At 60.8% G+C, this 25,580-nt stretch carries 23 protein-coding genes; 4 read left to right on the forward strand and 19 right to left on the reverse strand.

Features of this window, described 5'->3' with window-relative positions:
* Nucleotide 1 precedes the first annotated feature (1 nt).
* The 4 genes from hisH to VSX42_RS10485 form a co-directional block, all read right to left on the reverse strand.
* Entirely contained in the window at nucleotides 2-682 is a 681-nt protein-coding gene (hisH, locus tag VSX42_RS10470; protein ID WP_326504221.1) for an imidazole glycerol phosphate synthase subunit HisH, read from the reverse strand.
* A complete protein-coding gene (gene hisB / locus VSX42_RS10475) occupies nucleotides 682-1,314 on the reverse strand; it encodes an imidazoleglycerol-phosphate dehydratase HisB (RefSeq protein ID WP_185173257.1) in 633 nt (210 codons plus the stop codon). The genes hisH and hisB overlap by 1 nt, the downstream gene beginning before the upstream one ends.
* Nucleotides 1,315-1,368: 54 nt before the next feature.
* Nucleotides 1,369-2,478: a histidinol-phosphate transaminase gene (locus tag VSX42_RS10480; protein WP_326504222.1), complete on the reverse strand. Its 1,110-nt coding sequence runs from the start codon at nucleotides 2,476-2,478 to the stop codon at nucleotides 1,369-1,371.
* Between the two features lie 75 nt (nucleotides 2,479-2,553).
* Nucleotides 2,554-3,156 carry a LysM peptidoglycan-binding domain-containing protein gene (locus VSX42_RS10485; RefSeq protein ID WP_326504223.1) on the reverse strand — a complete coding sequence of 201 codons (603 nt, stop codon included), beginning with the start codon at nucleotides 3,154-3,156 and terminating at the stop codon, nucleotides 2,554-2,556.
* Nucleotides 3,157-3,374: 218 nt separating this feature from the next.
* Between VSX42_RS10485 and lexA the strand changes: the two genes are divergently transcribed.
* Complete coding sequence (lexA, locus tag VSX42_RS10490; protein WP_185173259.1) at nucleotides 3,375-4,091, forward strand: transcriptional repressor LexA; 717 nt, start codon at nucleotides 3,375-3,377, stop codon at nucleotides 4,089-4,091.
* A 14-nt stretch (nucleotides 4,092-4,105) separates the two neighbouring features.
* On the opposite strand, the gene VSX42_RS10495 is transcribed toward lexA, so the two are convergent.
* A complete protein-coding gene (locus tag VSX42_RS10495; protein ID WP_326504224.1) occupies nucleotides 4,106-6,142 on the reverse strand; it encodes an ATP-dependent DNA helicase in 2,037 nt (678 codons plus the stop codon).
* On the reverse strand, nucleotides 6,139-7,743 hold the full coding sequence (gene hflX / locus VSX42_RS10500) for a GTPase HflX (RefSeq protein WP_326504225.1): 1,605 nt from the start codon (nucleotides 7,741-7,743) through the stop codon (nucleotides 6,139-6,141). Before hflX ends, VSX42_RS10495 begins: the two co-directional genes overlap by 4 nt.
* Before the next feature lie 87 nt (nucleotides 7,744-7,830).
* Here hflX and VSX42_RS10505 point away from each other — a divergent pair, with 87 nt between their 5' ends.
* Complete coding sequence (locus VSX42_RS10505; protein ID WP_326504226.1) at nucleotides 7,831-8,436, forward strand: class I SAM-dependent methyltransferase; 606 nt, start codon at nucleotides 7,831-7,833, stop codon at nucleotides 8,434-8,436.
* Between the two features lie 84 nt (nucleotides 8,437-8,520).
* Here the strand turns inward: VSX42_RS10505 and VSX42_RS10510 are convergent, their stop codons facing one another.
* From VSX42_RS10510 to miaB, 4 genes are read right to left on the reverse strand one after another with little or no spacing between them, the layout of a single operon-like run.
* The gene (locus VSX42_RS10510) at nucleotides 8,521-8,829 is read right to left on the reverse strand and encodes a hypothetical protein (RefSeq protein WP_326504227.1); all 309 of its coding nucleotides are present in this window, start codon (nucleotides 8,827-8,829) and stop codon (nucleotides 8,521-8,523) included.
* On the reverse strand, nucleotides 8,830-9,786 hold the full coding sequence (dapF, locus tag VSX42_RS10515) for a diaminopimelate epimerase (protein ID WP_326504228.1): 957 nt from the start codon (nucleotides 9,784-9,786) through the stop codon (nucleotides 8,830-8,832). It lies immediately after the preceding gene.
* A gap of 36 nt (nucleotides 9,787-9,822) precedes the next feature.
* Nucleotides 9,823-10,785 carry a tRNA (adenosine(37)-N6)-dimethylallyltransferase MiaA gene (gene miaA, locus VSX42_RS10520; RefSeq protein WP_326504229.1) on the reverse strand — a complete coding sequence of 321 codons (963 nt, stop codon included), beginning with the start codon at nucleotides 10,783-10,785 and terminating at the stop codon, nucleotides 9,823-9,825.
* Nucleotides 10,786-10,788: 3 nt separating this feature from the next.
* Nucleotides 10,789-12,303 carry a tRNA (N6-isopentenyl adenosine(37)-C2)-methylthiotransferase MiaB gene (gene miaB / locus VSX42_RS10525; protein ID WP_185173265.1) on the reverse strand — a complete coding sequence of 505 codons (1,515 nt, stop codon included), beginning with the start codon at nucleotides 12,301-12,303 and terminating at the stop codon, nucleotides 10,789-10,791.
* Nucleotides 12,304-12,337: 34 nt separating this feature from the next.
* On the opposite strand from miaB, the gene VSX42_RS10530 reads away from it, so the two are divergent.
* Entirely contained in the window at nucleotides 12,338-13,405 is a 1,068-nt protein-coding gene (locus VSX42_RS10530; protein WP_326504230.1) for a hypothetical protein, read from the forward strand.
* A gap of 86 nt (nucleotides 13,406-13,491) precedes the next feature.
* Entirely contained in the window at nucleotides 13,492-14,715 is a 1,224-nt protein-coding gene (locus VSX42_RS10535) for an amino acid permease (protein WP_326504231.1), read from the forward strand.
* Between the two features lie 66 nt (nucleotides 14,716-14,781).
* On the opposite strand, the gene VSX42_RS10540 is transcribed toward VSX42_RS10535, so the two are convergent.
* From VSX42_RS10540 to dapA, 9 genes are all read right to left on the reverse strand, one after another.
* Nucleotides 14,782-15,783, reverse strand: a complete 1,002-nt coding sequence (locus VSX42_RS10540) for a regulatory protein RecX (protein ID WP_326504232.1) — start codon at nucleotides 15,781-15,783, stop codon at nucleotides 14,782-14,784.
* Nucleotides 15,784-15,878: 95 nt separating this feature from the next.
* Entirely contained in the window at nucleotides 15,879-16,985 is a 1,107-nt protein-coding gene (recA, locus tag VSX42_RS10545) for a recombinase RecA (protein ID WP_326504233.1), read from the reverse strand.
* Nucleotides 16,986-17,201: 216 nt separating this feature from the next.
* Nucleotides 17,202-17,423, reverse strand: coding sequence for a DUF3046 domain-containing protein (locus tag VSX42_RS10550; RefSeq protein WP_326504234.1), 222 nt, complete (start codon nucleotides 17,421-17,423; stop codon nucleotides 17,202-17,204).
* Between the two features lie 102 nt (nucleotides 17,424-17,525).
* A complete protein-coding gene (locus VSX42_RS10555; protein WP_326504235.1) occupies nucleotides 17,526-17,975 on the reverse strand; it encodes a helix-turn-helix transcriptional regulator in 450 nt (149 codons plus the stop codon).
* A 203-nt stretch (nucleotides 17,976-18,178) separates the two neighbouring features.
* Nucleotides 18,179-18,721, reverse strand: coding sequence for a CinA family protein (locus VSX42_RS10560; protein ID WP_326504236.1), 543 nt, complete (start codon nucleotides 18,719-18,721; stop codon nucleotides 18,179-18,181).
* 6 nt (nucleotides 18,722-18,727) lie between these two features.
* Complete coding sequence (pgsA, locus tag VSX42_RS10565) at nucleotides 18,728-19,330, reverse strand: CDP-diacylglycerol--glycerol-3-phosphate 3-phosphatidyltransferase (RefSeq protein ID WP_185173271.1); 603 nt, start codon at nucleotides 19,328-19,330, stop codon at nucleotides 18,728-18,730.
* Between the two features lie 81 nt (nucleotides 19,331-19,411).
* Nucleotides 19,412-22,672 carry an FtsK/SpoIIIE family DNA translocase gene (locus VSX42_RS10570; protein ID WP_326504237.1) on the reverse strand — a complete coding sequence of 1,087 codons (3,261 nt, stop codon included), beginning with the start codon at nucleotides 22,670-22,672 and terminating at the stop codon, nucleotides 19,412-19,414.
* An 87-nt stretch (nucleotides 22,673-22,759) separates the two neighbouring features.
* Nucleotides 22,760-24,475: a ribonuclease J gene (locus VSX42_RS10575; RefSeq protein ID WP_326504238.1), complete on the reverse strand. Its 1,716-nt coding sequence runs from the start codon at nucleotides 24,473-24,475 to the stop codon at nucleotides 22,760-22,762.
* A gap of 102 nt (nucleotides 24,476-24,577) precedes the next feature.
* Complete coding sequence (gene dapA / locus VSX42_RS10580; RefSeq protein ID WP_326504239.1) at nucleotides 24,578-25,510, reverse strand: 4-hydroxy-tetrahydrodipicolinate synthase; 933 nt, start codon at nucleotides 25,508-25,510, stop codon at nucleotides 24,578-24,580.
* Nucleotides 25,511-25,580: the final 70 nt, after the last annotated feature.

Raw genomic sequence — 25,580 nt, forward strand, 5'->3', positions numbered from 1 at the left:
CCTACTTCGCCCCGTCTAAACGCCCGGTTACAGGCAGGGAATTAATCCAGTTCTTAAGCAGGCGGATGCCGGCCTCACCCGACTTTTCTGGGTGGAACTGGGTGGCAGTTAGGGGCCCGTTCTCGACCGCCGCGATGAAGTCGCCGCCGTGGTTAGCCCAGGTGACCTGCGGCGGCAGCATAGCTTCGTTGTTCTGGTCGAAGGTCCATTCTTGTACCCCGTAGGAGTGCACAAAGTAGAAGCGTTCGTTCTCAATACCGGCAAAGAGTGTAGACCCCTCAGGTGTGCGGACGGTATTCCACCCCATGTGGGGCACGACCTCGGCTTTGAGCTTTTCAACGGTGCCGGGCCACTCGCCCAGGCCGTCGGCTTCAACTCCGTGCTCAACGCCCTTTTCGAACATGACCTGTAGGCCCACGCAGATGCCGAGCACGGGGCGTCCGCCCGCAACGCGCCTGCCAATCATGCGAATGGCGTCCGCATCTTTGAGCCCGTCCATCACGGCCTTGAAAGCACCAACGCCAGGTACGACCAGGCCGTCTGCACCCAGCACGTCTGACTCCTTGCGGGACAGCATCACGTAGGCACCGGCTTCTTCAAGGGCGCGGACGGCTGAACGCACGTTCCCTGCCCCGTAGTCAAGGACGGTGACGGTGGGCTTCTGCTGTAAAGTCTCACTCATTAGAGAGCTCCCTTAGTCGAGGGGATACCGGCGTGGCGGGGGTCGGGCTCTACTGCCTGACGCAGGGCGCGGGCGAGAGCCTTGAACTGGGCTTCAGCGATATGGTGGGGGTCGCGCCCGCCCAACAAGGTGATGTGCAGACAGATACCGGCATGATAGGCGAAAGCCTCAAAGACATGGCGCACCATTGACCCGGTGAAGTGCCCACCGATGAGATGGTATTCGAAGCCTTCGGGCTCACCGGTGTGGACCAGGTAGGGACGGCCAGAAATATCGACCACGGCAGAAGCCAGAGCTTCATCGAGGGGCACTGTAGCAGTACCGAAGCGGCGGATGCCTGCCTTATCGCCCAGGGCCTGGCGGAGTACCTCACCCAGCACGATGCCGGTATCTTCAACAGTGTGATGCACATCGATGTGGGTATCGCCGGAGCACTTGATAGTCATGTCAATTAGGGAGTGCTTAGACAGAGCTGTGAGCATGTGGTCGTAGAAGGGCACACCGGTGTCGATATCTGATACGCCGGTGCCGTCGAGGTTAATTTCGACGCTGACGGACGACTCGCTGGTTGCCCGCTCCATCTTTGCAATGCGGGGGCCAATGCCGGTGGATGATTCAGTAGGTACTGCCATGTCTGTCTCTTTTTCTAAGGTATCTGCCGGTGTGGATAGGACTGTGCGTTGCGCTTAGCGTTCAAAAGTCTGCACGTAGTCGGTGAGGTGGTCTAGGAAGGCGCTGGTCTCGGCTTCAGTACCGGCAGTGACGCGCAGGTAGCCGGGGATCCCGTTATCGCGTACCAGGACGCCGCGTTCTAGCAGGTAGTTCCAGGCAGCTTTTTCGTCCTTGAGACCACCGAAGAACACAAAGTTGGAATCCGATACAGCCGGTTCTAGCCCCAGGCCGGTGAGGTGCTCCACGATGCGGTCGCGCTGGGCGCGGATGTCGTCGACATTAGCCAGCAGCTGGGTGCGGTGACGCAGGGCTGCAATCGCGGTTGCCTGGGTGACGGCTGAGAGGTGGTAGGGCAGGCGAACCAGGCGAACGGCGTCGGCAACAGCGGGATCTGCTGCGAAGTAGCCCAGGCGGGCACCTGCAAGAGCGAAGGCCTTGCTCATGGTGCGGGAGACAACCAGGTTAGGGCGTCCGGGCAGAAGGGTGAGAGCGTTCTGGGTGCGGTCTTGGGCAAACTCTGCGTAGGCCTCATCGACCACGACGATACCGTTGTAGGCAGCTACGGCATCGTAGACAGCCTCGATAACGTCTAGGCCCAGACCGGTGCCGGTGGGGTTGTTGGGCGAGCAGAGAATAACAATTGAGGGCTTGTGCTCTTCAATTTGTTCAACTGCTGAAGCGGCGGTGAGGGAGTAGTTACCTGCCCGAGTGCCTGCGATAAAAGCGGTATTGGTTCCGTCTGCCAGCAGGGGGTACATAGAGTAGGTGGGCACAAAACTCATGACCGAGCGCCCGGGGCCGCCAAAGACCTGCATGAGTTGCTGGAGAATCTCATTGGAGCCGTTAGCTGCCCAGATGTTTTCGGGGGTCAGACCGTGCCCCAGGTAGTCTGCGAGTTCTGCTCTGAGGGTATCGAACTCGCGGTCGGGGTAGCGGTTCAGACTTACGGCAACCTCTGCTACATCGCGCGTGATGGCATCGATGACTTCTTGCGGCATGGGGTGGGTGTTCTCGTTAACGTTGAGGGTCACCGGAACATCGATCATGGGTGCGCCGTAGGGTGAACGGCCCCGCAAATCTTCACGCAGGGGCAGGGCTTCGAATGCTGTGGTAGTTTCGGTCACTCCCCTAGTGTAACGACCCAGCCCCGTACGTTGCATTCTTGTTTCGCAGTCTGGCATAGGGCATCGCTCTTTTTCTTACTGTGACTGGGTGTAGACAGGCACCTCAAGAACATGACCGGGAACCAGCTGTGCGCTGGTGAGGTCGTTAATCTGCATGATGCGATTGATGACGTCGCGATTGTCTTCACCGGGTGCCACGTCTGCTGCGATGGTCCAGAGAGTATCGCCGTGCACAACGGTCACAGTCTGGCTCACGGGGGCAAGCGGTTCAAGAGTGGCACTCTTAGCTTCCCCTGGAACTAGAAAAGTAAGAGCACCCAGAACCACCAGAGCTAGGAGTGTGAGCAGCGGCAGCCCCCTGAAGACCAGCCGACCGCGGCGGGTCAGACGGATTTTCTGGCGCTCCGTTTTCGCACTCTGGGGTGGTTCTACTACCGCGCTAGTCTGCTGAGCCGGGGCAGAAGCTGCAGGGCGGGAAGGCAGATTCCGCAAGGGAGCTACAGGTGCAGGGCGAACAGGCACAGGTGCTGCAAAACGAATACGGTACTGGGGCTGCCGCAGTGCCCCGGCCGATACGGTCACTTGCGGGTGATGACGGACGGTAAAAGTAGCAGCCTGATCAAGGGGCTTCTTCAAAGAAGTACGAGCCATAAACTCGGGCAAGGCGATGGTGCTCATAAGTCTTTCTCCTGATCCACGCTCAAACATTCAACCAAAAGTCGAATCTTTGTTCTAAAATTTCTTCGTATCTATGTTCTATCAGAAAAATCGAACATAGTCGAGAAAAATTAGAACAAATGTTTGAATAACCTGTTTGCTTGACATAGTCTTAGAAGACCACTTGATAGTGAACACCGGGTGGCTGACATTTTAAGAACCAACAGAGACGAGATACCGTGAGCGAACGAACTCCGCAGACTCCGGCAAGCCCGCCCCACAAGGGCTCTCGCCCCCTCACTGCCCGCCAGAAAAAAATTTTGAGCGCCATTTCGAGCGCTATCGATGAGCACGGCTACCCACCGTCTATGCGTGAAATCGGTGACCTTGTTGGTCTCGCTTCACTCTCATCTGTTACCCACCAGCTCTCGCGCCTCGAAGAGATGGGCTACATTAGGCGCGATCCCAAGCGTCCGCGCGCCATTGAGGTTCTCACCGGCGAGACCTCCCCCGAAGAAGCAAAGCCTGAAACCAGCGTCATCACGCTGCCGATTGTGCCCACCTTCGCGCAGACCGACGACAACCTTGCAACTGTTCCCCTGGTGGGCCGTATTGCTGCGGGCTCCCCCATTGCCGCCGAGCAGGCAATCGAAGACGTCATGACGCTCCCCCGCCAGCTCGTAGGTCAGGGCGACCTCTTTATGCTGCGCGTCAAGGGGGACTCCATGGTCGATGCTGCGATTTGCGATGGCGACTGGGTGGTAGTGCGTGCCCAGAACACTGCTCAGAACGGTGACATTGTCGCGGCCTTGCTTGACGATGAGGCCACCGTGAAGACCTTCCGCCAGCGCGACGGCCACACCTGGTTGCTGCCCCAGAACACCCAGTACGAGCCTATCCTGGGCGATAAGGCCACCATCATGGGTAAGGTCGTCTCGGTACTGCGTAGTCTCTAAGACCTAGCCTCTCACTAGTCGATTGACTGTTTGAGGCGCTCGAGCGCGCCTAACACCACGTCCTTGCGGGTGGTAGTCCAGAAGGGCGGCAGCGACTTCACCAGATAGGAACCGTAGCGCTGAGTAGCGATACGGGAGTCAAGGACTGCCACAACACCCCTGTCACCGACTGACCTCACTAGACGACCGGCGCCCTGGGCCATACGGACCGCAGCATGGTAGGCAGAAACAGCCATGAAGCCGTTACCACCGGCAGCGGCTACCGCCCGGGTGCGCGCCTGCGACAGCGGGTCATCGGGGCGGGGGAATGGAATACGGTCCATCATGACCAGGCGGCAGGAGTCGCCAGGAACGTCCACGCCCTGCCAGAGACTCATGGTGCCAAAAAGGCAGGAATCGGTGTCCTCGGTGAACTCCTGCACCAGGGCACGCAGAGACGACTCCCCCTGCAAAAGAATATTCAGATCGGTGCGCTCCCGCACATACTCGGCAGCCAGCTCTGCCCCGCGCTTAGAGGAAAAGAGCCCCAGCGCGCCGCCACCCGAGGCGGTCACAAGCTCAACGATACGGTCCAGCTGCTCTACCGAAACTCCCCGGCCGGGTTTAGGCAGGTCAGAGGCTAGATACAGCACGCCCTGCTTGGGGTAGTTAAAGGGTGAGCCCACGTCGATACCGTCCCAGCGCGGAGCGTCCTTACCCATCAGCCCCAGGGCACCAGCGGCGGCATCAAAACTTTCTCCCACCGTCAGCGTCGCAGATGTCAGCACCACGGTTCGGTTTTCGAAAAGTCCTTCTCGCAGGTAACCAGCAACCGAGATAGGGGCAATGTTCAAGGTGGCGGGATCATCGTCGGCAGCCGCCACATACCCCCTGCCGGGCTCCCAGGAGCCGGTACGAGAAACCCAGATGACCTGGTAGAGCGGGTCAGCGGTCAGCATCTTCTCTGAGGTTTCGTGCACCTCTGTCAGGGCGGCACGCGCCATCTGGCGGCCGGCGTCGCCATCCTTATCCCCGCTCTTCGTATCGGAGAGAGCCTGACGCGCCGCATCGCGCACGCGTTCCATGGCAGCGGCAACCCGGTCAGGCAAGCCCTTGGGCATCATCTCTGCGGGCACCCCGTTGAGAGAATCGTCAAGGGCGAGCGCTGCCTGTTCTAGTGCCTTGTGGTCGGCATCCGTGTGCCGTTTGAGGCTGCGGGCAACCTTGGTAATAGCGGCCGGCGAGAGTGCCCCGGTGACGGCGCCGGTGACGCGGTCAGCTAGTTCGTGGGCCTCGTCGATGATGGCGATGTCGTGGTCGGGCAGCACCGCAGCACCTTCAAAGGCGTTGATAGCGAGAAGGGCGTGGTTGGTAATGACGATATCTGATTCAGCAGCTCTGGTTCGGGCCATCTCGCTGAAACACTCTTCGACCAGGGGGCACTTTTTGCCCAGGCACTCTGAGGCGGTGACGGCTATCTGCCGCCATGCCTTATCGCTGACACCTGGCAGCAACTCGTCGCGGTCGCCGGTGTCGGTGGTCTGTGCCCACTCGCGAAGGCGCACAACCTCCTCCCCCAGCTTTCCTGAGGGACCGGTGGAGCCGGTAGCGGCGTCCATATCGAAGAGGGCATCTCCGTCGTCCTCGGGGTAGCCGCCTTCAAGCTTGTGTAGGCAGACGTAATTGTTGCGCCCCTTGAGGATAGCGACGTCGGTTTCGTGCTCGGGTTCATCGCCCAGGGATTCCAGCAGGCGCGGAATATCGCGATTAACAATCTGGGCTTGCAGGGCCAGGGTTGCGGTAGCTACCACGATAGGTTTTTCTGCTGTTTGGGCAGCGTGAATGGCGGGTACCAGGTAGCCCAGGGACTTACCCGTACCGGTACCGGCCTGCACCAGCAGGTGTTTTTCGGTGTCGAGGGCACGGGCTACGTGGGCTGCCATGGTGCGCTGGCCGTCGCGCTTCTGGCCGCCGGAGCGCTCCACGACGGTGTCGAGGAGCTGTAGGACGGGCTTGGCACCGGGCAGGGTCTCTAGCTCCTGCCCGGTGGGTGCGGTGACGTGGTCGTTCATGCGCGCTGAGTCTCTACCGCCCCTGAGGCGATAGCTTCGTCGATTTCAGGTTGCAGTACTTCAAGAAGGTCTTCTTCGAGCACGTACTCCGCAAGGTCAGAGGCTACCTCTTCGCGGACCAGGGCCTGCACGTAGGTGCCGTCTTGCACAAAGGCAGTACGCAGAATCTCGGCGTCCCACTCGTGCAGACGGGACACCACGCCACCTGCTGAGAAGGGTACCAGCAGGTTGAGTTCAATGGAGGGGCGGGGAATGGTATCAGCTATCTTTTGCTGGAGTTCCTCGATACCCTCGCCGGTGCGGGCTGAGACCACAACGTGGTTGGGTTCCTTCTGGCGCAGGCGCTCAATGACGAAGGGGTCGGCCGCATCTGCCTTGTTGAGCACAATGATTTCGGGGATATTTTGGGCGTCGACCTCGGTAATCACCTGACGGACGGAGTGAATCTGCCCCTCGGGGTCGGGGTGGGAGACATCCACGACGTGAACAATCACATCAGCGTCAGCCACTTCCTCAAGGGTAGAGCGAAAGGCCTCCACCAGCTGGGTGGGCAGGGCGCGCACGAAGCCGACGGTGTCAGACAGGGTGTAGCCCACGCCGTCCGGAGTCTGGGCCTTGCGCACGGTAGGGTCGAGGGTCGCAAAGAGGGCGTTCTCGACCAGCACGCCGGCGTCTGTGAGGCGGTTGAGCAGGGAGGACTTACCGGCGTTGGTGTAACCGGCAATAGCTACGGATGGCACCCGGTTACGCTTGCGGTTCAGGCGCTTGGTTTCGCGGGCAGGAGCCATGGCCGCAATCTCTCGCTTGAGCTTGGCCATGCGGGCGCGCAGGCGGCGGCGGTCCATTTCGATTTTGGTTTCGCCGGGACCGCGGGAACCAATACCCTCACCACCGGCGGCACGGCCACCAGCCTGACGGGACAGAGAGGCACCCCAACCGCGCAGACGCGGCAGCATGTATTCAAGCTGGGCCAGCTCAACCTGGGCCTTACCCTCACGCGACTTAGCGTGCTGGGCGAAGATATCAAGAATCAGGGCGGTTCGGTCAATGACCTTGACCTTGACGATATCTTCAATAGCTCGGCGCTGGGATGGGGCCAGCTCGGCGTCCACAATCACGGTATCGGCACCGGACGCCTCAACGATATCTTTAAGTTCGAGCACCTTGCCGGAGCCCAGGTAGGTACCCGGGTCGGGCTTCAGACGACGCTGCACCAGACCGTCCAGAACCTCAGAACCGGCAGTCTCAGCCAGCGCCGCCAGCTCACGTAGGGAATTCTCAGCTTCTTCCAGAGTGCCCTCTGACCAGATGCCTGCCAGCACAACGCGCTCAAGGCGCAGCTGGCGGTATTCAACTTCGGTCACATCATCGAGTTCGGTCGACAGACCAGCCACACGGCGTAGCGCCCGGCGCTCTTCGAGATCTACCTGGTCACCGTCGTATTCGGAATGTTCACGCTGGTTATCTGAGAGTTCGCGGGCCCTTTCATCAAGCACACTGCCGTTGCCCGCTGCCCGCCCCAGCACGCGGTCTACCGTGAGTCTCAGCTGTTCATCTGAGGGAAGTTTAGGGTCATTGCTGGGGTTTGAAGTCTCGGTCATAGTACCTTTCGAGGTGGTTTGAGGCGTCCTTCTATTCTAGCTTTTCCGGGGCGGTAAGGGCAGAGGCTTAGCGTAGAATGAACGTCTATGAGTAGCGCGCACTATTTTTCTGAAAACCCCACCGGCGAATTTTCGCCCCAGCCTGTAACTGTTGAGCTGGGCGGACACCGGGTGCAGGTTCTGACCGCTTCCGGCATCTTTAGCCCGGGTGGGGTTGACAAGGGAACCCGTATTCTCCTGGATGAGGCCCCTGCCCCGCAGGGGGCGCGCATGCTCGATATCGGGTGTGGGTGGGGCCCGATTACCCTGAGCCTGGCAATGGCAGCGCCTGATGCTGAGGTCTACGGGGTCGAGGTGAACTCCCGCTCTGCCCAGCTCACCGAGATGAACGCTGAACGTCTGGGCCTGAGCAACGTAACGGTCTCAGCCCCCGAGGCACTCGATGAAACGCTTACCTTTGACACCATCTGGTCCAACCCGCCCATCCGCGTGGGTAAGGACGTGCTACACGGCATCATGCACACCTGGCTGCCCCGTCTTGCCCCCGACGGCACCGCCTACCTAGTCGTGCAGAAAAACCTGGGCTCAGACTCCCTGCAGAAGTGGCTGGCTGAAACTTTCCCCGACCTAGAGGTAACCCGCTACGCTACCTCAAAAGGTTTCCGCATTCTTGAGGTGCACCGCCCGGAATAGCTCCTCAGCTAATACATGTAAGAAAGGCAGAGGCATACTTCTGCCCGTCGACCCTCTCGCAGCTTCGCTTCGCTCAGTCGCGATTCACGCCAGCCCCGAGCCAACGGGCTGCCAGCATGCCCCTGTCTCTTCTGCCGCCTTGACTATGCGGGCCTTGTGCTTACGAGCGTCCTCGGGATCAGCGTAGGAGGGGGCACCTGCGTGCGCCACCGAAATGAGCTCTCCACCGGCTCCAGCAAGTCCAGGGATGCCGCCAAGGTCAAGGACGGTGCCGGGGGCGCGGTCGCCGATGAGGGTAACAAGCGAAGCGTTAGGCTTGCCCGACCACATCTGTTCCCGCTCTGAGTAAATCTCGTTCCAGAGTTCCCGGTTGTTTTCTAGGTTTTCAGTCATTTAGCCCAGCAGCACCTTACCGGTCATGGCGGCAGGCCCTGCCAACACGACGTGTTCGAGGTTGTCGGGGCCCAGTACGAAAGTGACGGCCAGGGTTCCACCGGGTACGCGGACCAGCCACTCGTCGGGGGCGTCCTCGCCACCCCAGAAGCGGGTAGCGGCAGCGGCGGCACAAGCGCCGGTACCGCAGGAGAGGGTTTCGCCGACGCCGCGTTCGTGCACGCGCATGCGAATTGAACCGATGTTTTCGGTGGCGGGGTCGCCGTCCTCTGCTGAGATTTCTTCGGGGACGACGAACTCTACGTTGGTGCCTTCAGGCGGGTTGGGTGAAACCTTGGGGGCCTCGTGCAGGTTCAGCCCGTCAAGCTTGCCGTCGGTACCCAGCATGACAACGGTGTGGGGGTTACCCATGGTAATGGACAGGGCCCCGCGGGGAGTACGCAGGCCCTTGGCGGTCACCTGGGCGTCGGTGCCGTTATCGCGGGCCATGTCGCCGTTGATGAAGCCCCAGGGGCCCATATCAATGGCGTAGCCGTCTTCGGTGCGACCTACAGCCTTGATACCGGCGCGGGTAGCAATCAGCAGGCGTCCGCCCTCTTCAAGCTCAACCAGTTTCTCGGTCAACAGATAGTCCACAAAAGCGCGCACACCATTGCCGCACATCTCGGCGATTGAGCCGTCGCCGTTGCGGTAGTCCATGAACCAGATAGCTTCGGGAGCCTCTTCCAGCAGGTGGGAGGCAAAATCCAGGTGCTCGGTCTTGACCGCGCGGATAAAGCCGTCAGCACCGATGCCGAAGTGGCGGTCGGTAACCCTAGCGATGAGCTCGGCAGGCAGATTAAGCTTGGCTTCGGGGTCAGTGACGAAGATGAAGTCGTTGCCGGTTGCCTGCCCCTTGGTAAGGGTCTTACCGGTCAAATCGCCCCAGACGGGGATTTCTACGGTGTGGGTTGCCACGGGTTTTGCCTTTCCGTTGTGGGGCGCTTTTCTTACTTAGTCTAGTGCCTGGTTGCCCTTGACGAGGGCCAGGGCTTCTTCGAGCAGGGTGGAGCTGGACCAGTCGAGCCAGTGCACCCGGTGATCTGCCCTGAACCAGGTGAGCTGGCGGCGGGCGAACTGGCGGGTGGCGGTGACGGTATCGTCAACTGCCTGGGCGACAGAATATTCCTCACCGGCGGGCAGCAAGCCGCGGGCGGCGTCCAGAACCTTGAGAAATTCCCGGTAGCCGATGGCTGCCGGGGCGGTTTTGCCCCGGCGCAGGCCCCTGGCTTCGAGGGCTTCTACCTCGGCCAGCAGGCCGGCTTCTTCCATGGCAACTACCCTCTGGCGCAGCCGCTGGTGCAGCTGGGCTCGGTCGCCGTTGAGACCAATTTGAAGGGCAGGCTGGTGGTAGGTGCGGGTGGGCATAAAGGACGAGAAGGGGCGGCCGGTCACCTCAAAGACCTCAAGAGCACGAACCAGGCGGCGGTCGTCCTTGACCCGCTCGGCAGATTCGGGGTCAACCGTGCGCAGGCGCTGAAGCAGGGGGCCGGGGCCGGACGCCGCCAGCTCGGCTTCTAGACGGGAGCGCACGGCAGGGTCGGTTTCGGGAAATTCCAAAACGTCCAGGGCAGCACGCACATACAGGCCGGAGCCACCGACCAGAATCGGGTAGTTCCCGCGAGCGCGGATCTCATCGAAGGTAGCCCTAGCCTGAGCCTGGAAGGTTGCCACCGAGGCTTCTTCAGTAACCTCGAGGGTGTCGAGCAGGTGGTGGGGAACCCCCTGCATTTCTTCGGCAGTAACCTTGGCGGTGCCGATATCCATACCCCGGTAGAACTGCATGGAATCGGCGTTGACACACTCCCCGCCCAAAGCCCGTGCCAGCTCGATAGCGAGGGCGCTTTTACCCGAGCCGGTGGGGCCCACCACGGCGATAATCGGCAGGGAGCTGCTGGCGGCGTCCTTCTCTGTCATGGGTTAGAGGGCGGGCTTAAAGGTGGGGAAGCCCAGGGAAACCGGGGTGCCGGGCACCTGGGTGGTACCGGTGCCGCAGGAGTCGGCCTGGGCACGGTCCCAGGCGTCACCCGCGCGGGAGCGGCGCACCGAGTACTGGTCAGCGGTGGGGTCAGAAATCAGGTGGAAGGAACCGGCCTCGGTGATGGGCAGGGTCACCAGATCACCGGGGCGGGGCACCTCGCAGCCTTCGGGCACGGTGAAGTGCACCAGGCGCTGGTCGCGGGCGCGGCCCGACAGTCGGCCGGTTTCTTCGGCCTTGCGCCCTGACTCTGCGGTAACCATCAGCTCAACGGTCTTACCCAGCTGCTTACGGTTTTCTTCACCGGCAATGCGGTCCTGTAGGGCGATCAGGCGCTCGTAGCGTTCCTGCACCACAGCCTTGGGCACCTGGTTGGGCATGGTCGCTGCCGGAGTGCCGGGGCGAATTGAATACTGGAAGGTAAAAGCGGACGAGAAACGGGACTCCTCAACCACCCGCAGGGTCTCCTGGAAGTCCTCTTCGGTTTCGCCGGGGAAGCCCACGATAATGTCGGTGGTGATGACGGCATCGGGGATGCGCTCGCGCACCTTCTCCAGGATGCCCAGGAACTTCTTGGAGCGGTAGGAACGCTTCATGTCCTTGAGCACCTTGTCAGAGCCGGACTGCAGGGGCATGTGCAGCACGGGCATGACGTTGGGGGTTTCGGCCATAGCATCGATGACGTCGTCGGTGAACATGGCCGGGTGGGGGGAGGTAAAGCGGACGCGCTCTAGGCCCTCAATCTCGCCGCAGGCGCGCAGCAGCTTCGAGAATGCCTGGCGGTCGCCAAAGCCCACACCGTAGGAGTTGACGTTCTGGCCCAGCAGAGTCACTTCGATGGCGCCGTCGTCAACTAGGGCCTGCACTTCTGCCAGGATTTCACCGGGGCGGCGGTCTTCTTCCTTACCGCGCAGAGAGGGCACGATGCAGAAGGTACAGGTGTTGTTGCAGCCCACCGAAATAGAGACCCAGCCGGAGTACACGTGGTCGCGCTTGGTCGGCAGGGTGGAGGGGAATACCTCTAGGGCTTCTAACAGCTCAGCCTGGGCCTCGTTGTTATGACGGGCGCGCTCGAGCAGAGTGGGCAGGGAGCCGATGTTGTGGGTACCGAACACCACGTCGACCCAGGGGGCCTTCTTCAGAATGACGTCCTGGTCTTTCTGCGCCAGGCAGCCACCCACAGCGATCTGCATGCCTTCGTTCTCACGCTTGACCGGGGCGAGCTGCCCCAGGTTACCGTAGAGCTTGTTATCGGCGTTTTCGCGTACGGCACAGGTGTTAAAAACGACCAGGTCGGGGGTGGTTCCCTCTTCTGCGGGCACGTAGCCTGATGCTTCGAGCAGGCCGCTCATGCGCTCTGAATCGTGTACGTTCATCTGGCAGCCGAAGGTACGCACCTCGTAGGTGCGGGTCTTGGGTGCTGCCACGGGCTTGTCGGTGTTCACGTCAATACTCACCCGTACAGTCTACTAGGTTGCTATTCTGGGCTCTATGTCGGTTCGCCCTTCTCCCTCATTCTTTGCATCACGTGCCGCTCAGGCTGCAAGCACCTACTCCCCTAGCGCGGTGGAGCAGCCCGTAGATTCCCCCGCTTTTTTGCGTCTGCTGGCTGGGCTTTTAGAGCGGTCGGTGGAACTAACCGGCGCTCAGGTTGCTGATGCCCAGATTCTGTCGAGCGGGATGCGGTCGGTGGTGGTTCGGGTGCGAGATCATCGCGGGGTGAGCTGTGTGCTCAAGTATTTTCGCCGCAAAGACTCAGCCCGTAACTCTGGCGGTTTTGGCTACCTTCGCGAAAAGCACGGCCTTGCTGCCCTGGATCAGGTTGCACCGGGGCTTTACCCCCGCCTGCTGGCATCCGACGACACGGCCAGGCTCTTGATTCTTGAGGACGTCGCCAGCAGCAACCCTACAGTCAGCCTGGGCGACCTCCTGCTCTCTGCCGGGGCGGACGCCGCACCCCGGCAGGCCCTGGACGCTTGGGTAGATACCTGGGCTAGTATTCTGGGCTCCCCCGCGCAGGCTGCCTCCCAGGCATTTTTTGCCGCTGAGCTTGCGAGCGCTGATGCGCGGGCGTCCGTACCGGGATCCTTACCCTCACCCCAGCTTGCCTTCAAGGGCCTGCGCCTGTTGGCCGAGAGAGAAGGTGTGCCGGTGGGGTCGGTTGAGTTTACGCAGATGGAGCAGGCTGTGGAGGGCATTATCTACCCGGCACCGAGCGAGAGGGTGCTGTCGTCCGGCGATTTTTCTCCGGCTAACCTGCTTCAGCAGGCGGCCCCTGGGCCGGGGATTCGCGGTATCGACGCTGAGGGTACCTGCTGGCACCACTGGGCGCTACCGGTCGCTGAGCTCCTGCTGGGATTTCCGTCCTGGCCAGATGGACCACTACCGCAAGCAGTAATAAGCAGTCTGATCTGGCGCACAAAAACCCAAGAATTCTACGAGCGAGTCTCCCCCCAGCCCCAGGTAGCTTTTGATCGCGATCAGCAAGTGGCTTCGGCGGTTCTCGCCCTCCAAGCAATCTTAACGGAACAAGCTGTCGGGCATATGCAGTCACAATAGCTCTTCTTTGCCCCGCCAAGAGTACTATATCCTTCAGTACCTCACACTGTATGCACCTTTCCTCTACCCCTACCCTAAGGATCTCCATGCCCTCATCCGCTCCGTCAGGGTCAGTCACCTATCAGCACCCCGCCCCAACCCTCAGTATTCTGCAAGGCATCGCCCTCATCTTTGGTACCAATATTGGCGCGGGCATTCTCAGCCTGCCCTACGCCGCCCGAAACGGTGGTTTCCTGGCGCTCGCCATTGCCCTCACCATCGCTGGTCTGCTGACCACCTTCTCTATGATGTACATCGCCGAGGTTTCTCAGCGCACCAAAGAACCACTACAGCTCTCAGGCCTAGCAGAAAAATACCTGGGTCAGGCCGGCCGCTGGGTGATCTTCGCTGCTATCATGGTCAACTCTATCGGCGCACTCATAGCCTACGCCGCAGGCTCAGGCTCCCTGCTCAACAACCTCACCGGTCTACCGCAGCTCGCTGGAACCCTACTTTTCTTCGCGCTTGGATCCTTCATCATGTTCAAGGGTCTGCACGCCACCGGTCTTGTCGAAGGGCTTATTACCACAGGCATGGCAGCGATTATTCTTGCCCTCTCACTCTGGACAATTCTTGGCCCCGGCATCACTCTCTCCAACCTGGTTGAGTTGCACCCCTTCTTCATCGTGCCAATTATGAACCTCGCGGTCTTCACCTTTATGGCTCAGTACGTTGTTCCTGAGCTGGTTCGCGGACTTGGCGATACCAACCCCAAGGCCATCCCTACCGCCCTCGTTGGCGGCATGTCAGCCACCGGTTTCACCCTAGCTCTGGTTCCCTTTGTCGCGCTGGGTCTGCTCGGTGATAACGTCTCTGAGGTTGTCACGCTCTCCTGGGGTGAGGCTCTAGGGCCTTTTGCCTACTACCTGGCTAACATCTTTGCCCTGCTGGCAATGTTTACCTCTTTTGTAGCTATCGGCTACACCGCTATGCGTAATATCCTTGATATCACTCGCTGGGAAGAACACGGACCGCTTCGTATCGCCGCTGTTGGCCTGACCGTTCTACCCCCGCTGGCTATCTCTATTGCAGGTCTAGGTGGTTTCGTTTCTGCCCTGTCATATGCCGGCGGCTTTGCCGGTGCTGCTATGTCTATCCTCCCGGTGCTCATGCTTCGAGCCGCCCGTAAAAAGGGCGAGCTAGAACCTGTCTGGACAGCGACCTGGCAAGCTCACCCCATTGCCCAGGGGATTCTCATTTTGACCTATACGGTTGCCTTTATCTACTCGGTTGCCGCTATTTTCGGTCTACTGCCCAACGGCTGGTCCTGAATCCCCCACATATCGTATTAGGCTGGGGCGCACGGTACATACCTCTGTACCGTGCGCCCCATTTGTTTAGTCATAGTAGGAGTAGCTATCTTCTGACACCATGCCCATCTTGGTTGCATACGCCTCAATTTCCTCGCGCACCACGCTAAAAGCTAGACCCGCCGGGTAGCCCTTACGGCCCAGCATAGCCACCAGGCGGCGCATAACCTTCTCTTTCTCAGCACGGTCCCCCAGGTCCATTGAGGGCCGCAATTTTTTGCGCACCAGCTCGTGGGCGTCGGCGCGCTCGTCCTCCTCGGTACGCTGCTCCAGGGCAAGCTCAGCTAACTCACCCTCAACCCCCTTGGTTTTCAGCTCCCGCCGGATAGCCGACCGCGACAGCTTCTTCACGTTCATTCGAGTGCGCACATACATATCGGCAAACTCAGCGTCGTTAATCAGGTTGACCGCCTCAAAACGGTTCAGGATATCCTCAATAACCTCCGCCGAGATTTCTTTCTCAACCAGCTTTTTCTCTAGCATGGCCCGGGACTTAGGCGAGGCAGCCAGCTGATTCAGCACAATATTTTTAGCCCGCGTGAACTCGCTTTCCGGCTCTTTTCCGCCCCTGCCCCGTTTCTCGGGCATAGGAGTGATCCCCTGCACCAGCATCTCTTCGTCGGTGACCGGCTCGTTCAGGGCTGAGCCTTCACGGAAGAGAGGCTGCGAGCGCTTGCGCTGGGGAGCTTCATTCTCGGGGGCGGACGCCGCCCCGATAGCGGGTGCGAAGGGCGAGCGGGCGGCGTATTTGGCGGGCGGCTTACGGAACCCTTTTTTGAGGTTGGGGTTGCGACGGCGGGTGTATTTGCTCTGACGGGCTGGTTCCTCAGCCTCGGCTACTTCCCCACCGTCACGGCTACTGCCCGCTGCGGCTGATGATTTACCGGTGTAGGGTGTAGCGGGTTGCGTGCTGGCGTAGGTGCCAGACTCCCCCGGCAGATCCTGGGCTAGGCCCTGTGCCGCCGGGTGCCAGGCCGGGTACTCCTCAGGGGCAAGAAAATCTTCGACTCGTGGGTTTTCTGCGCTCACGTTCCCCTCCTACTACCTACATCGTGTCATGTCGAAAGCCGCCACTACCGGGGTCTTTTCCCGGCAGTGGCGGCTACTAGCTCGCTGTTATGAGTTTAGAAGTTCTCAGAGATATCATCGAGCGGATCAACCGAGGTGCTGGGCTCTACCTCGTCCAGCTCTTCCTCTTCACCCTCAATGATGCCAAGCTTGACCATGGTCTTGTACTTGATCTCTTCGGTCAGCTCAGGGTTGTCCTTGAGGAAGCGTCGCACGTTTTCCTTACCCTGGCCCAGCTGATCCCCCTCGTAGGTGAACCAGGCGCCGGACTTCTTGACCACGTTGTGCTCAACAGCCAGGTCAAGAATACCGCCCTCAACCGAGATACCCTCACCGTAGAGAATATCGAATTCAGCCTGCTTGAAGGGCGGGGCCATCTTGTTCTTGACGACCTTAGCGCGGGTGCGGTTACCGATGGGGTTAGCGCCGTCCTTGAGGGTCTCAATACGGCGAATATCGATACGTACCGAGGCATAGAACTTCAGAGCCTTACCACCGGTGGTGGTTTCGGGTGAGCCGAAGAAAACGCCGATCTTTTCACGCAGCTGGTTGATGAAGATAGCGGTGGTGTTGGTGGCAGACAGGCGGCCAGTAATCTTACGCAGAGCCTGGGACATCAGACGGGCCTGCAGACCCACGTGGGAGTCGCCCATCTCGCCCTCAATTTCGGCGCGGGGTACCAGAGCGGCAACGGAGTCAACCACGATGATGTCGATGGAGCCAGAGCCCACCAGCATATCCATGATTTCCAGGGCCTGTTCACCGGTATCGGGCTGGGAGACCAGCAGGGCATCGGTGTCTACGCCCAGCTTGGCTGCGTAGACCGGGTCAAGGGCGTGTTCAGCATCGATGAAGGCTGCGATGCCGCCGGCCTTCTGCACGTTAGCCACAGCGTGGAGCGCGACGGTGGTCTTACCGGAAGATTCAGGGCCGTAGATTTCTACCACGCGACCGCGGGGCAGGCCGCCAATGCCGAGGGCGGCATCCAGAGCCAGAGCGCCTGTTGAGATAGTTTCAACCTGGGTAGCCTCACGATCCCCCAGACGCATGACAGAGCCCTTACCGTAGTTCTTATCGATCTGGGCAAGAACGGCTTCAAGAGCCTTTTCACGGCCTTCGGCGGGTACCTGACCTACTGACTGCATGCGAGTTTTCGCTGCCATGTATGTTCCTCATTTCTTATCGCGGTACGAGAGTTCTTCTCTGGCTACCACGGTAATACCTAGGGCTGACACTTTAAGGGTTCAGCGCGAAGATTTTGAAAATCTGTGGATAACCCGGTTATGTGTCGCGGGCTGCCGGTCGTTTGTTCACAATCCTACAGGAATTCGAACACATTTTCTATTAAGTACGAACGGTTTTCTAGAGATGCCAGACCGCTAAGGTCTCGGCTCAATGTCAGGCCCCAGCTGCCGCTCTACAGGAACATCCTGTACCCGGCAAATAGCTAGCCATACCTCGCGCACGTTGGCACCGGCGTCCAGGGCCTGCTGGGCCGTCAAATCACCGAACTCCCCGGGCACCAAATCACGGGCCAAATGGCGGGCATAGACCGAACCAAACTCATGATCCATCGCCGCCCAAAATTCGCTGAGCTTCATCTTCCTCCTTCCTCCACAGTACACAGACACCACAGAACACAAAGAGAGCCGAGCCCTTGCGGGGCCCGGCTCCATCTCTTAGTTACCTAGAGAGCGAATTGTCTAGCGAGCTGCCAGGGGGCGCTCGACGGCGGGAATATCGCGGCTTGAGGTTGCGGCGATACCGTATTCACGCTTGAACTGTTCTGAGAACTCAGCGGGTACGGTATCGGGTACCGAGAAGTCTTCTTCAACAGCCATACGAGCTGAAACTTCAGCCAGCATAGCTGAGAGGGAGATATTCAGTGCCTGGCAGATAGAAGCCAGCAGCTCTGATGAGGCTTCCTTCTGGCCGCGCTCGACCTCGCTGAGGTAGCCCAGTGATACTCGGGCCGAGTGGGAAACTTCGCGGAGGGTGCGGCCCTGGCGCTGGCGAACATCGCGCAGAACTTCGCCAATTGCGTGGCGGAGCAGAATTACTTTGCCGGTGTCTTGGGTGGGGGCAGCATTCTCAGTCTGACCCACATCCTTCCAACGGACGACACCGTTCACGGATACGGGCTGCTTAGTCATTTTATACCAATCTCCTGGTTGTCGTGCTCCCGTTATATCAGGAGCGGGTGTTTTCAGCCTAGCGCATTGTGGCGCTTTCGTCAGCTGAACTCGAGAATATTTCGTTTACTTACGACTTTTTCTCGTTACATCTATCTAAACCCACGCGGCTGTGTTTTCATTCCCTGTTAGCTGAAAAATTCATCTGAAAATTTTCTGGGAGCTCACTTGGCGGCTTCAGCAAGAAACTCTGCAAGCAGGTTCAAGGCATCGTGGGCGGCTTGGGCACGAATTTCTGCCCGGTTGCCTGCATAGTTTCTTTCAAGCACGCGGACGCTCCCGCTGGCCGGGTGGGCTACGGCCAGGTAGACGCGCCCTACCGGTTTACCGTCGCAGGGATCGGGCCCGGCAGCTCCGGTGGTGGCTACGCCGAAATCAGCTTCGCAGACCCGAGCGGTTCCCCGAGCCATGGCGATCGCAACGTCTGGGTCTACGGCCCCTCGCTCAGCGAGCAAACCGGCAGATACCCCCAGCACAGATGCTTTGACCTCGGTAGCGTAGGAGATAACTCCGCCCCGGTACACCGCAGACGCCCCAGGAACGGTGCAGATGAGCTGGCCTACCATACCCCCCGTCAGTGATTCTGCCGTTGCCAGCTGAGCACCGGCGTCCGCCCCCTTCTGCGCCGCATCGGCTGCGCGAGCTACCGCAGCGGCAACCAGGCGGGCGGCAGCGCGCTCAAGCTCCTGTACCTTTACCTCTGCCATCTCAGCCTACTTACCCTGAGCAGCAAAGTAGTCGCGGCGCAGCTGCATGGCCTTGACGACATAGTCGATACCGGTCACCACGGTTACGACCACCACGGCAGCCATGACCAGGTAACCGGGCCACAGAGCCCAAGAACCGAGCTGACCCAGCGGCAGAATCATCAGCACCAGAGCTACCGTCTGCAGCACGGTCTTGAGCTTACCGCCCTTAGAGGCCGCCATGACCCCGTACTTGATGATGAACAGGCGCATCACCGTGATACCCCACTCACGCACCAGAATGACGATGGTGACCCACCACCACAGCTCCCCCAGCATGGACAGCACCACGAAGGCCGCTCCGGTGAGCAGCTTATCGGCGATGGGGTCAGCAATCTTGCCGAAGCTGGTAATCAGATTGTTTTTGCGGGCCAGGTAGCCATCGAGCCAGTCGGTAATCATGGCCAGCACAAACACAGCGGCTGCCCACCAGCGCAGGCTCAGGTTAGCCTCGCCGTGGGGCCCGCCGGCCCAGAGGGCCCAGACGAACAGGGGAACCATCACAATACGCAGGGCGGTCAGCGCATTCGGAATGTTCCAGTTAGAAGCGGTTGCGGTCTGGTCGGCCACGGTGTTCTCCTTAGGGTGGTTCCGGCCCGCTCTCGATAAGCGGGGCGGACGCCGTAGGTTGGGTCTGGCAGGGATGGCCGGCTAGCGGCCGGTCAAGTTCCAGGCGTCTTCGCTGTCGGGGTCGTCCGCCTCGTCGTAGTAGTCAACAGCCTGCGGCACCCCGTCGTTCATCTGGGCTACAGGGTCACCACCGTAGGGGTCGCTGTCTACAGGGGCCGGGGGTTCCTCGCCGCGAATCTTAGCGAGGACGGCAGGCAGGTCATCGGGCTGGACCAGCACATCGCGGGCTTTCGACCCTTCGGAGGGGCCAACGACTTCGCGGGATTCAAGCAGGTCCATGAGGCGACCCGCCTTAGCAAAGCCCACACGCAGCTTGCGCTGCAGCATAGAGGTCGAACCGAACTGGGTGTTGACCACCAGCTCGGCTGCCCGCAGCAGGTCGTCCAGGTCATCCCCGATGTCGTCGTCAATCTTCTTAGAGGGGGCAGCGGCGATCACATCGTCGCGGTAGACCGCAGGTGCCTGCTTCTTCACGTGCTCCACGACCTCGTGAATCTCAGATTCGCCCACCCAGGCGCCCTGCACACGCATAGGCTTCGACGCGCCCATGGGCAGGAAGAGGGCGTCACCCTGGCCAATGAGCTTTTCGGCGCCGGGCTGGTCGAGCACCACGCGGGAGTCAGTCACTGACGAGGTCGCAAAGGCCATGCGGGAGGGCACGTTGGCCTTAATCAGGCCGGTGACCACGTCAACGGACGGACGCTGGGTTGCCAACACCAGGTGGATACCGGCAGCACGCGCCAGCTGGGTGATACGCACGATGGACTCTTCCACATCGCGCGGGGCAACCATCATCAGGTCGGCAAGCTCGTCCACGATCACCAGCAGGTAGGGGTAGGCCTTGATCTGACGCTTGGAGCCGGGTTCCGGCTGAATCTTGCCAGCCTTGACGGCCTTGTTGAAGTCGTCCACGTGCTTGTAGCCGTAGTGGGCAAGGTCGTCGTAGCGGGCATCCATCTCTCGCACAACCCACTGCAGGGCCTCTGCGGCCTTCTTAGGGTTGGTGATGATGGGGGTAATCAGGTGGGGAATCCCCTCGTAGGCGGTGAGCTCCACGCGCTTAGGGTCAACCATAATTAGGCGCACCTGATCGGGGGTTGAGCGCATCAGGATTGAGGTAATCATGGAGTTCACGAACGAGGATTTACCGGCACCGGTAGCACCTGCCACCAGCATGTGGGGCATCTTAGCCAGGTTAGCAATGACGAAGCCGCCCTCGACGTCCTTACCCACGCCCATGACCATGGGGTGGTCGGTAGCGTGGGCCTTGGCGGAGCGCAGCACATCGCCCAGCACCACGATTTCGCGGTCGGTGTTGGGGATTTCGATACCGATAGCGCTCTTACCCGGGATGGGCGAGAGAATACGCACGTCGGCTGACGCCACAGCGTAGGCAATGTTCTTGGACAGGGCAGTGACGCGCTCCACCTTGGTTCCGGGGCCCAGCTCAATCTCGTAGCGGGTGACGGTGGGGCCGCGGGAGAAGCCGGTGACTTCTGCATCCACGTTGAACTGCTGGAGCACGTTAGTCAAGGCATCGACCACCTGCTCGTTAGCTTCGGAGCTTTCCTTGGCGGGCGGGCCGGCCTCGAGCATGGACTCGGTGGGCAGGGTATAGGAGCCGGTCGATGACTCCACCACCAGCTCACCACGGGGCTGCTCGGTTCGTTCTGCCACGGTGTTGTTTTGCAGGCGGGCGGACGCGTGTTCAGCGGCAGGACGCTCGACAGCAGGACGCGCCGGGGCGGCTGCACCCGTAGCACCTGCACTAGCAGCACCGGCAGCAGCCGCGCCGGTCAGGGCAGTACCCAGGGACGCGGCAGAAGCGCTCCCCTTGCCGGGGCGGGGCACGGCAGGAGCTGATGCGGGGGCGGACGCCGCTGCAGGAGCAGCAGCCGGTCGGCTAACAGGCTGAGGCGCAGCAGTCTCGGGCTCGAAGTCGTCACGGTCTGTTTCTACCGGTTCAGGGCTATAGCCGTGATCCGCGGCAGCCTGGCGGGCCTGGTCGAGGCGCTGGGCGGGGGCGTCCGAACGCTCCTGCTCGGCGTAACTGGCCGCGAGCTCGTCCTCACTCTCCCACAGACCCTGGTCAAAAAGCTCGCCCTGTTTCTTGGCAGCCTTAGCCGCCGCTTTCTTCTCTTTACGGGTCTGCTTGCGGGGGGCCTCAACATCAAAGGCCTCTACGGGGCGGGCCGCGTTCTGGGCAGCACGGCGGGGGGCAGCAGGAACCTGCTCAACGCGGGCAGTTTCGGGTTCGGCGTCGTAGCCGTCCTCGATAACAGCAGTCTGGTAGGCCTCGTCCGCCTCGTAGCGGTCAAGCCTCCGGTCCTTCTCTTCGCGGGGGCCAAAGCCCAGCCAGTTCAGCAGGCCACCACGGCGGCGGGGAGCCGGGGCGGGGGCGTCCTCATAGAGATAGGAGCGGTCGTGTTCACCATCCAGCACGCGGGTTTCGGTATCGTCCTGGGTGCGGGAGGCACGGGAAGGACGCCCGGCGTCGGCAACAGAGCCGTGGGGCTTTTCGCCCAGCAGCAGGCCGAAAATATGCACGACCTTGGGCCAGATTTGGCGCAGGGGCGTATCGGTTGCCACCAGCAAACCGGCAAGGAAGACCAGAGCGATCACAAGCCATTCGAGCACATTCACGCCGCCCACGATACGACTTGCCGGGGTACCGATTAGCACGCCCACGGTACCGCCACCGCCCCAAAATTCATCAAAGCTCGATGAGAAGGAGGGGTAGCCGGCGACCTTAGCGCCCATCATGGAAGCCGAAACCGTCATGATGGTAAAACCGATGGCGATACGGTTGTTGGCGCGCACCTGCAGCGGGTGCCGGAAGATTCTGATAGCGAAAATCAGGCAGAGAATAGGAATCAGTAGGGAGCCCTGACCGAAGAGACCGCCCACGGCGATATGCCACAGGTGTAGCGGCCACTCATACCAAGAGAGGTTGGCGGGGTTAGCCCGCCAGCCCCACCACTCCACACCCGCGGTGAGCAGGCCAATAGCCAGCACCAGCAGGGCCCCGCCGTCACGGCGTTCATGCAGTTCGATATCGGTGCGGAGCTCGCCCATACGGCGCACGGCACCGCCCACGGTAAAAGCCAGAGACTGCCAGGCTCCCACCAGGGCGCGCACAAAGGCGTTGCTCTCCTGAGGGGGTGCTGACGTGGTCTTACGGCTTCGACCTTGAGCGGAGGTTGAGCGACGTGAGGACGTCTTGGAGCGGCTCCCCGTAGAGCGGGGAGCTGGTTTACTCGATGCAGACTTTCGCGGAGCCATTCTTCCCAATACTGGTTGACGTTGGTATGCGTTTAAATAGCTTACCCGGCAGCAGGTAAAACTGCCGCCGGGTATGCTCAGAGGTTGCTAGTTGCCCTCAGCCTCAGGGGTGTGGGTCTCGATGACCACGGGCACGATCATGGGCTTGCGGCGCAGGCGGCGGGCCACCCAGGCACCCATGGTGCGGCGGACGATCTGCTGCAGCTGGTGGGTGGTGTGCACCTTCTCGGGGGCCCGGTGCAGGGCGTCCTCGAGGGCGGCGGTGATCTTGGGGGTGATGTCGTCGAAGACGGAGTCGTCTTCGGCGATGCCTCGGGCATGGATATCGGGGCCGGTAACCACGCGCTTGGTGGCGCGGTCGACCACGGTCACGATGGAAACGAAGCCCTCTTCGCCTAGAACGCGGCGGTCCTTGAGGTCGTCCTCGGTCACGTGGCCCACAGACTTACCATCGACGTAGACGTATTCGCAGGGTACCTGACCGACGATATCGGCGCGGCCATCGCGCAGGTCAACCACGGTACCGGAGTCACAGATCAGCACGCGGTCGCTCTTGATACCGGTTTCGATAGCGAGCTTGCCAGAGGCCAGCAGGTGACGAACTTCGCCGTGCACAGGCATGACGTTCTTGGGCTGCAGGATGTTGTAGCAGTAGAGCAGCTCGCCAGCGGCGGCGTGGCCGGAGACGTGAACCTTAGCGTTGCCCTTGTGGACCACGTTGGCGCCCAGCTTCATCAGGCCGTTAATCACGCGGTAGACGGAGGTTTCGTTACCGGGGATCAGGGATGAGGCGAGGATGATGGTGTCGCCCTTTTCGACCTGAATCTTGTGGTCGCCGTTAGCCATACGGGAGAGGGCAGCCATGGGCTCACCCTGGGAACCGGTGCACATCATGACGATTTGCTCGGGTCGGTAATCATCAACCTTCTTGAGGTCGACCAGAATACCTTCGGGTACGTTCAGGTAGCCCAGCTTCTCGGCGATGGTCATGTTGCGCACCATGGAGCGGCCTACCAGCACGACCTTGCGGCCGCGCTCGGCGGCGGCGTCGAGCACCTGCTGTACGCGGTGCACATGGGATGAGAAGGAGGCAACGATGACGCGGCGCTTGGCGTCACGCATGACGTTGGAAATCACCGGGCCGATGTTCTTTTCGGTCGGGGTGAAGCCGGGAACCTCAGCGTTGGTTGAGTCGGGCAGGAAAAGGTCAATGCCCTCTTCGCCCAAGCGGGCGAAGTGACGCAGGTCGGTGATGCGGCCGTCGAGGGGCAACTGGTCCATCTTGAAGTCGCCGGTGTGCAGAACCTTGCCAGCCTTGGTGCGGATGAAAACTGCCAGAGCATCGGGAATGGAGTGGTTAACAGCTACGAATTCGCATTCGAAGGGGCCGAAACGCTCGACCTGGCTCTCAACGACGTCCATGCTGTAAGGCTTGATGCGGTGTTCCTGTAGCTTGGCCTCGACCAGGGCCAAGGTCAGCTGGGAGCCAACCAGGGGAATATCGGGGCGCAGACGCAGCAGGTAGGGTACGGCGCCGATGTGGTCTTCGTGGCCGTGGGTCAGCACGATGGCCACGATGTCCTGCAGGCGGTCCTTGATGTAGTTGAGGTCGGGCAGAATGAGGTCAACGCCGGGCTGGGACTCTTCGGGGAAGAGCACGCCACAGTCGACAACGAGCAGTTTGCCGTTGATCTCGTAGACGGTCATGTTACGACCGACTTCGCCCAGGCCGCCCAGGGGCACAACGCGCAGGGTATCTTTTTTCAGTTTGGGAGGTAGGTGCGGGCTTTTAACTGTTTGCATAGTTTCTCTTTCGTTCGTTTTTCTTTTCTGAATACGGGCAAAGCGGGCCACCCAAAATCGCCGTGATTTTGGGTGGGCCCGCCGGGTACCCGCAGTACGTTTTTACTTGACCAGGGTTGAGGCGATGATGGAGCCTTCGAGGTCGGAGCGCATGAGGGCGGCTTCTTCGTCGGTTGCAAGCACGTGCGGCAGGCGCACGGTGGCTGAGTCGAGGATGCCCTGCCAGGTGAGAATCTGCTTGGCGGCGACGCAGCCGGGTACGCGGCCCATAGCGGCGCGGACGACCGGGGCCAGGTCGAGGTGCAGTTTCTGGGCGGTTGCCAGGTCGCCGGCTACCGTTGCGTCGATGAGCTGGCGGAAGTGTTCGGGGGCTACGTGGGAGGTGACGCCTACAAGACCGACTGCGCCCATGGCGAGCCAGGGCAGGGTGAGGCCGTCATCGCCTGAGTAGTAATCGAGGTCGGTGGTTTCCATAACCTCGGTAGCTGCGGTGAAGTCTGCCTTGGCGTCCTTGACTGCCACGATGTTTTCGTGGTCTGCCAGGGCACGGTAGACAGCGGGGGTGATGGGGATGCCTGCGCGACCGGGGATGTCGTAGAGCATGACGGGGGTTTTGACGGCGTCAGCTACGGTGCGGAAGTGGGCTTCCAAGCCGGTCTGGGTGGGCTTGTTGTAGTAGGGGGTGACTACAAGCAGGCCATCCACACCTACGGCTTCGGCGCGGGAGGCCAGGTGCAGGGTGTGGGCAGTGTCGTTGGAGCCTACACCAGCTACAATTTTGGCGCGGTCGCCCACGGCTTCCTTGACGATGCGGAAGACCTTTTCGTTTTCCTCATCGGTCATGGTGGAGTATTCGCCGGTGGTGCCGCAGACGATGAGACCGTCGTGGCCGCGGTCCACCAGGTTGGTGGCGAGCGCGGCGGTTGCCTGCTCGTCAACTTCTCCCTGTGCGGTGAAGGGGGTGACCATGGCGGTGAGCAGGCGCCCGAAGATGGGTTCTGCTGCGGTCGTTGTGTTCTGTACGGTCTCAGACATATCTACTACGTTACCTTATCTGGCTAGGCGGGGTGGGGTGAGATTGCTTAAAGCTAGGTTGCTGGGCGAG

The sequence above is a fragment of the Rothia nasimurium genome, assembly GCF_035916755.1.
Lineage (GTDB): Bacteria > Actinomycetota > Actinomycetes > Actinomycetales > Micrococcaceae > Rothia.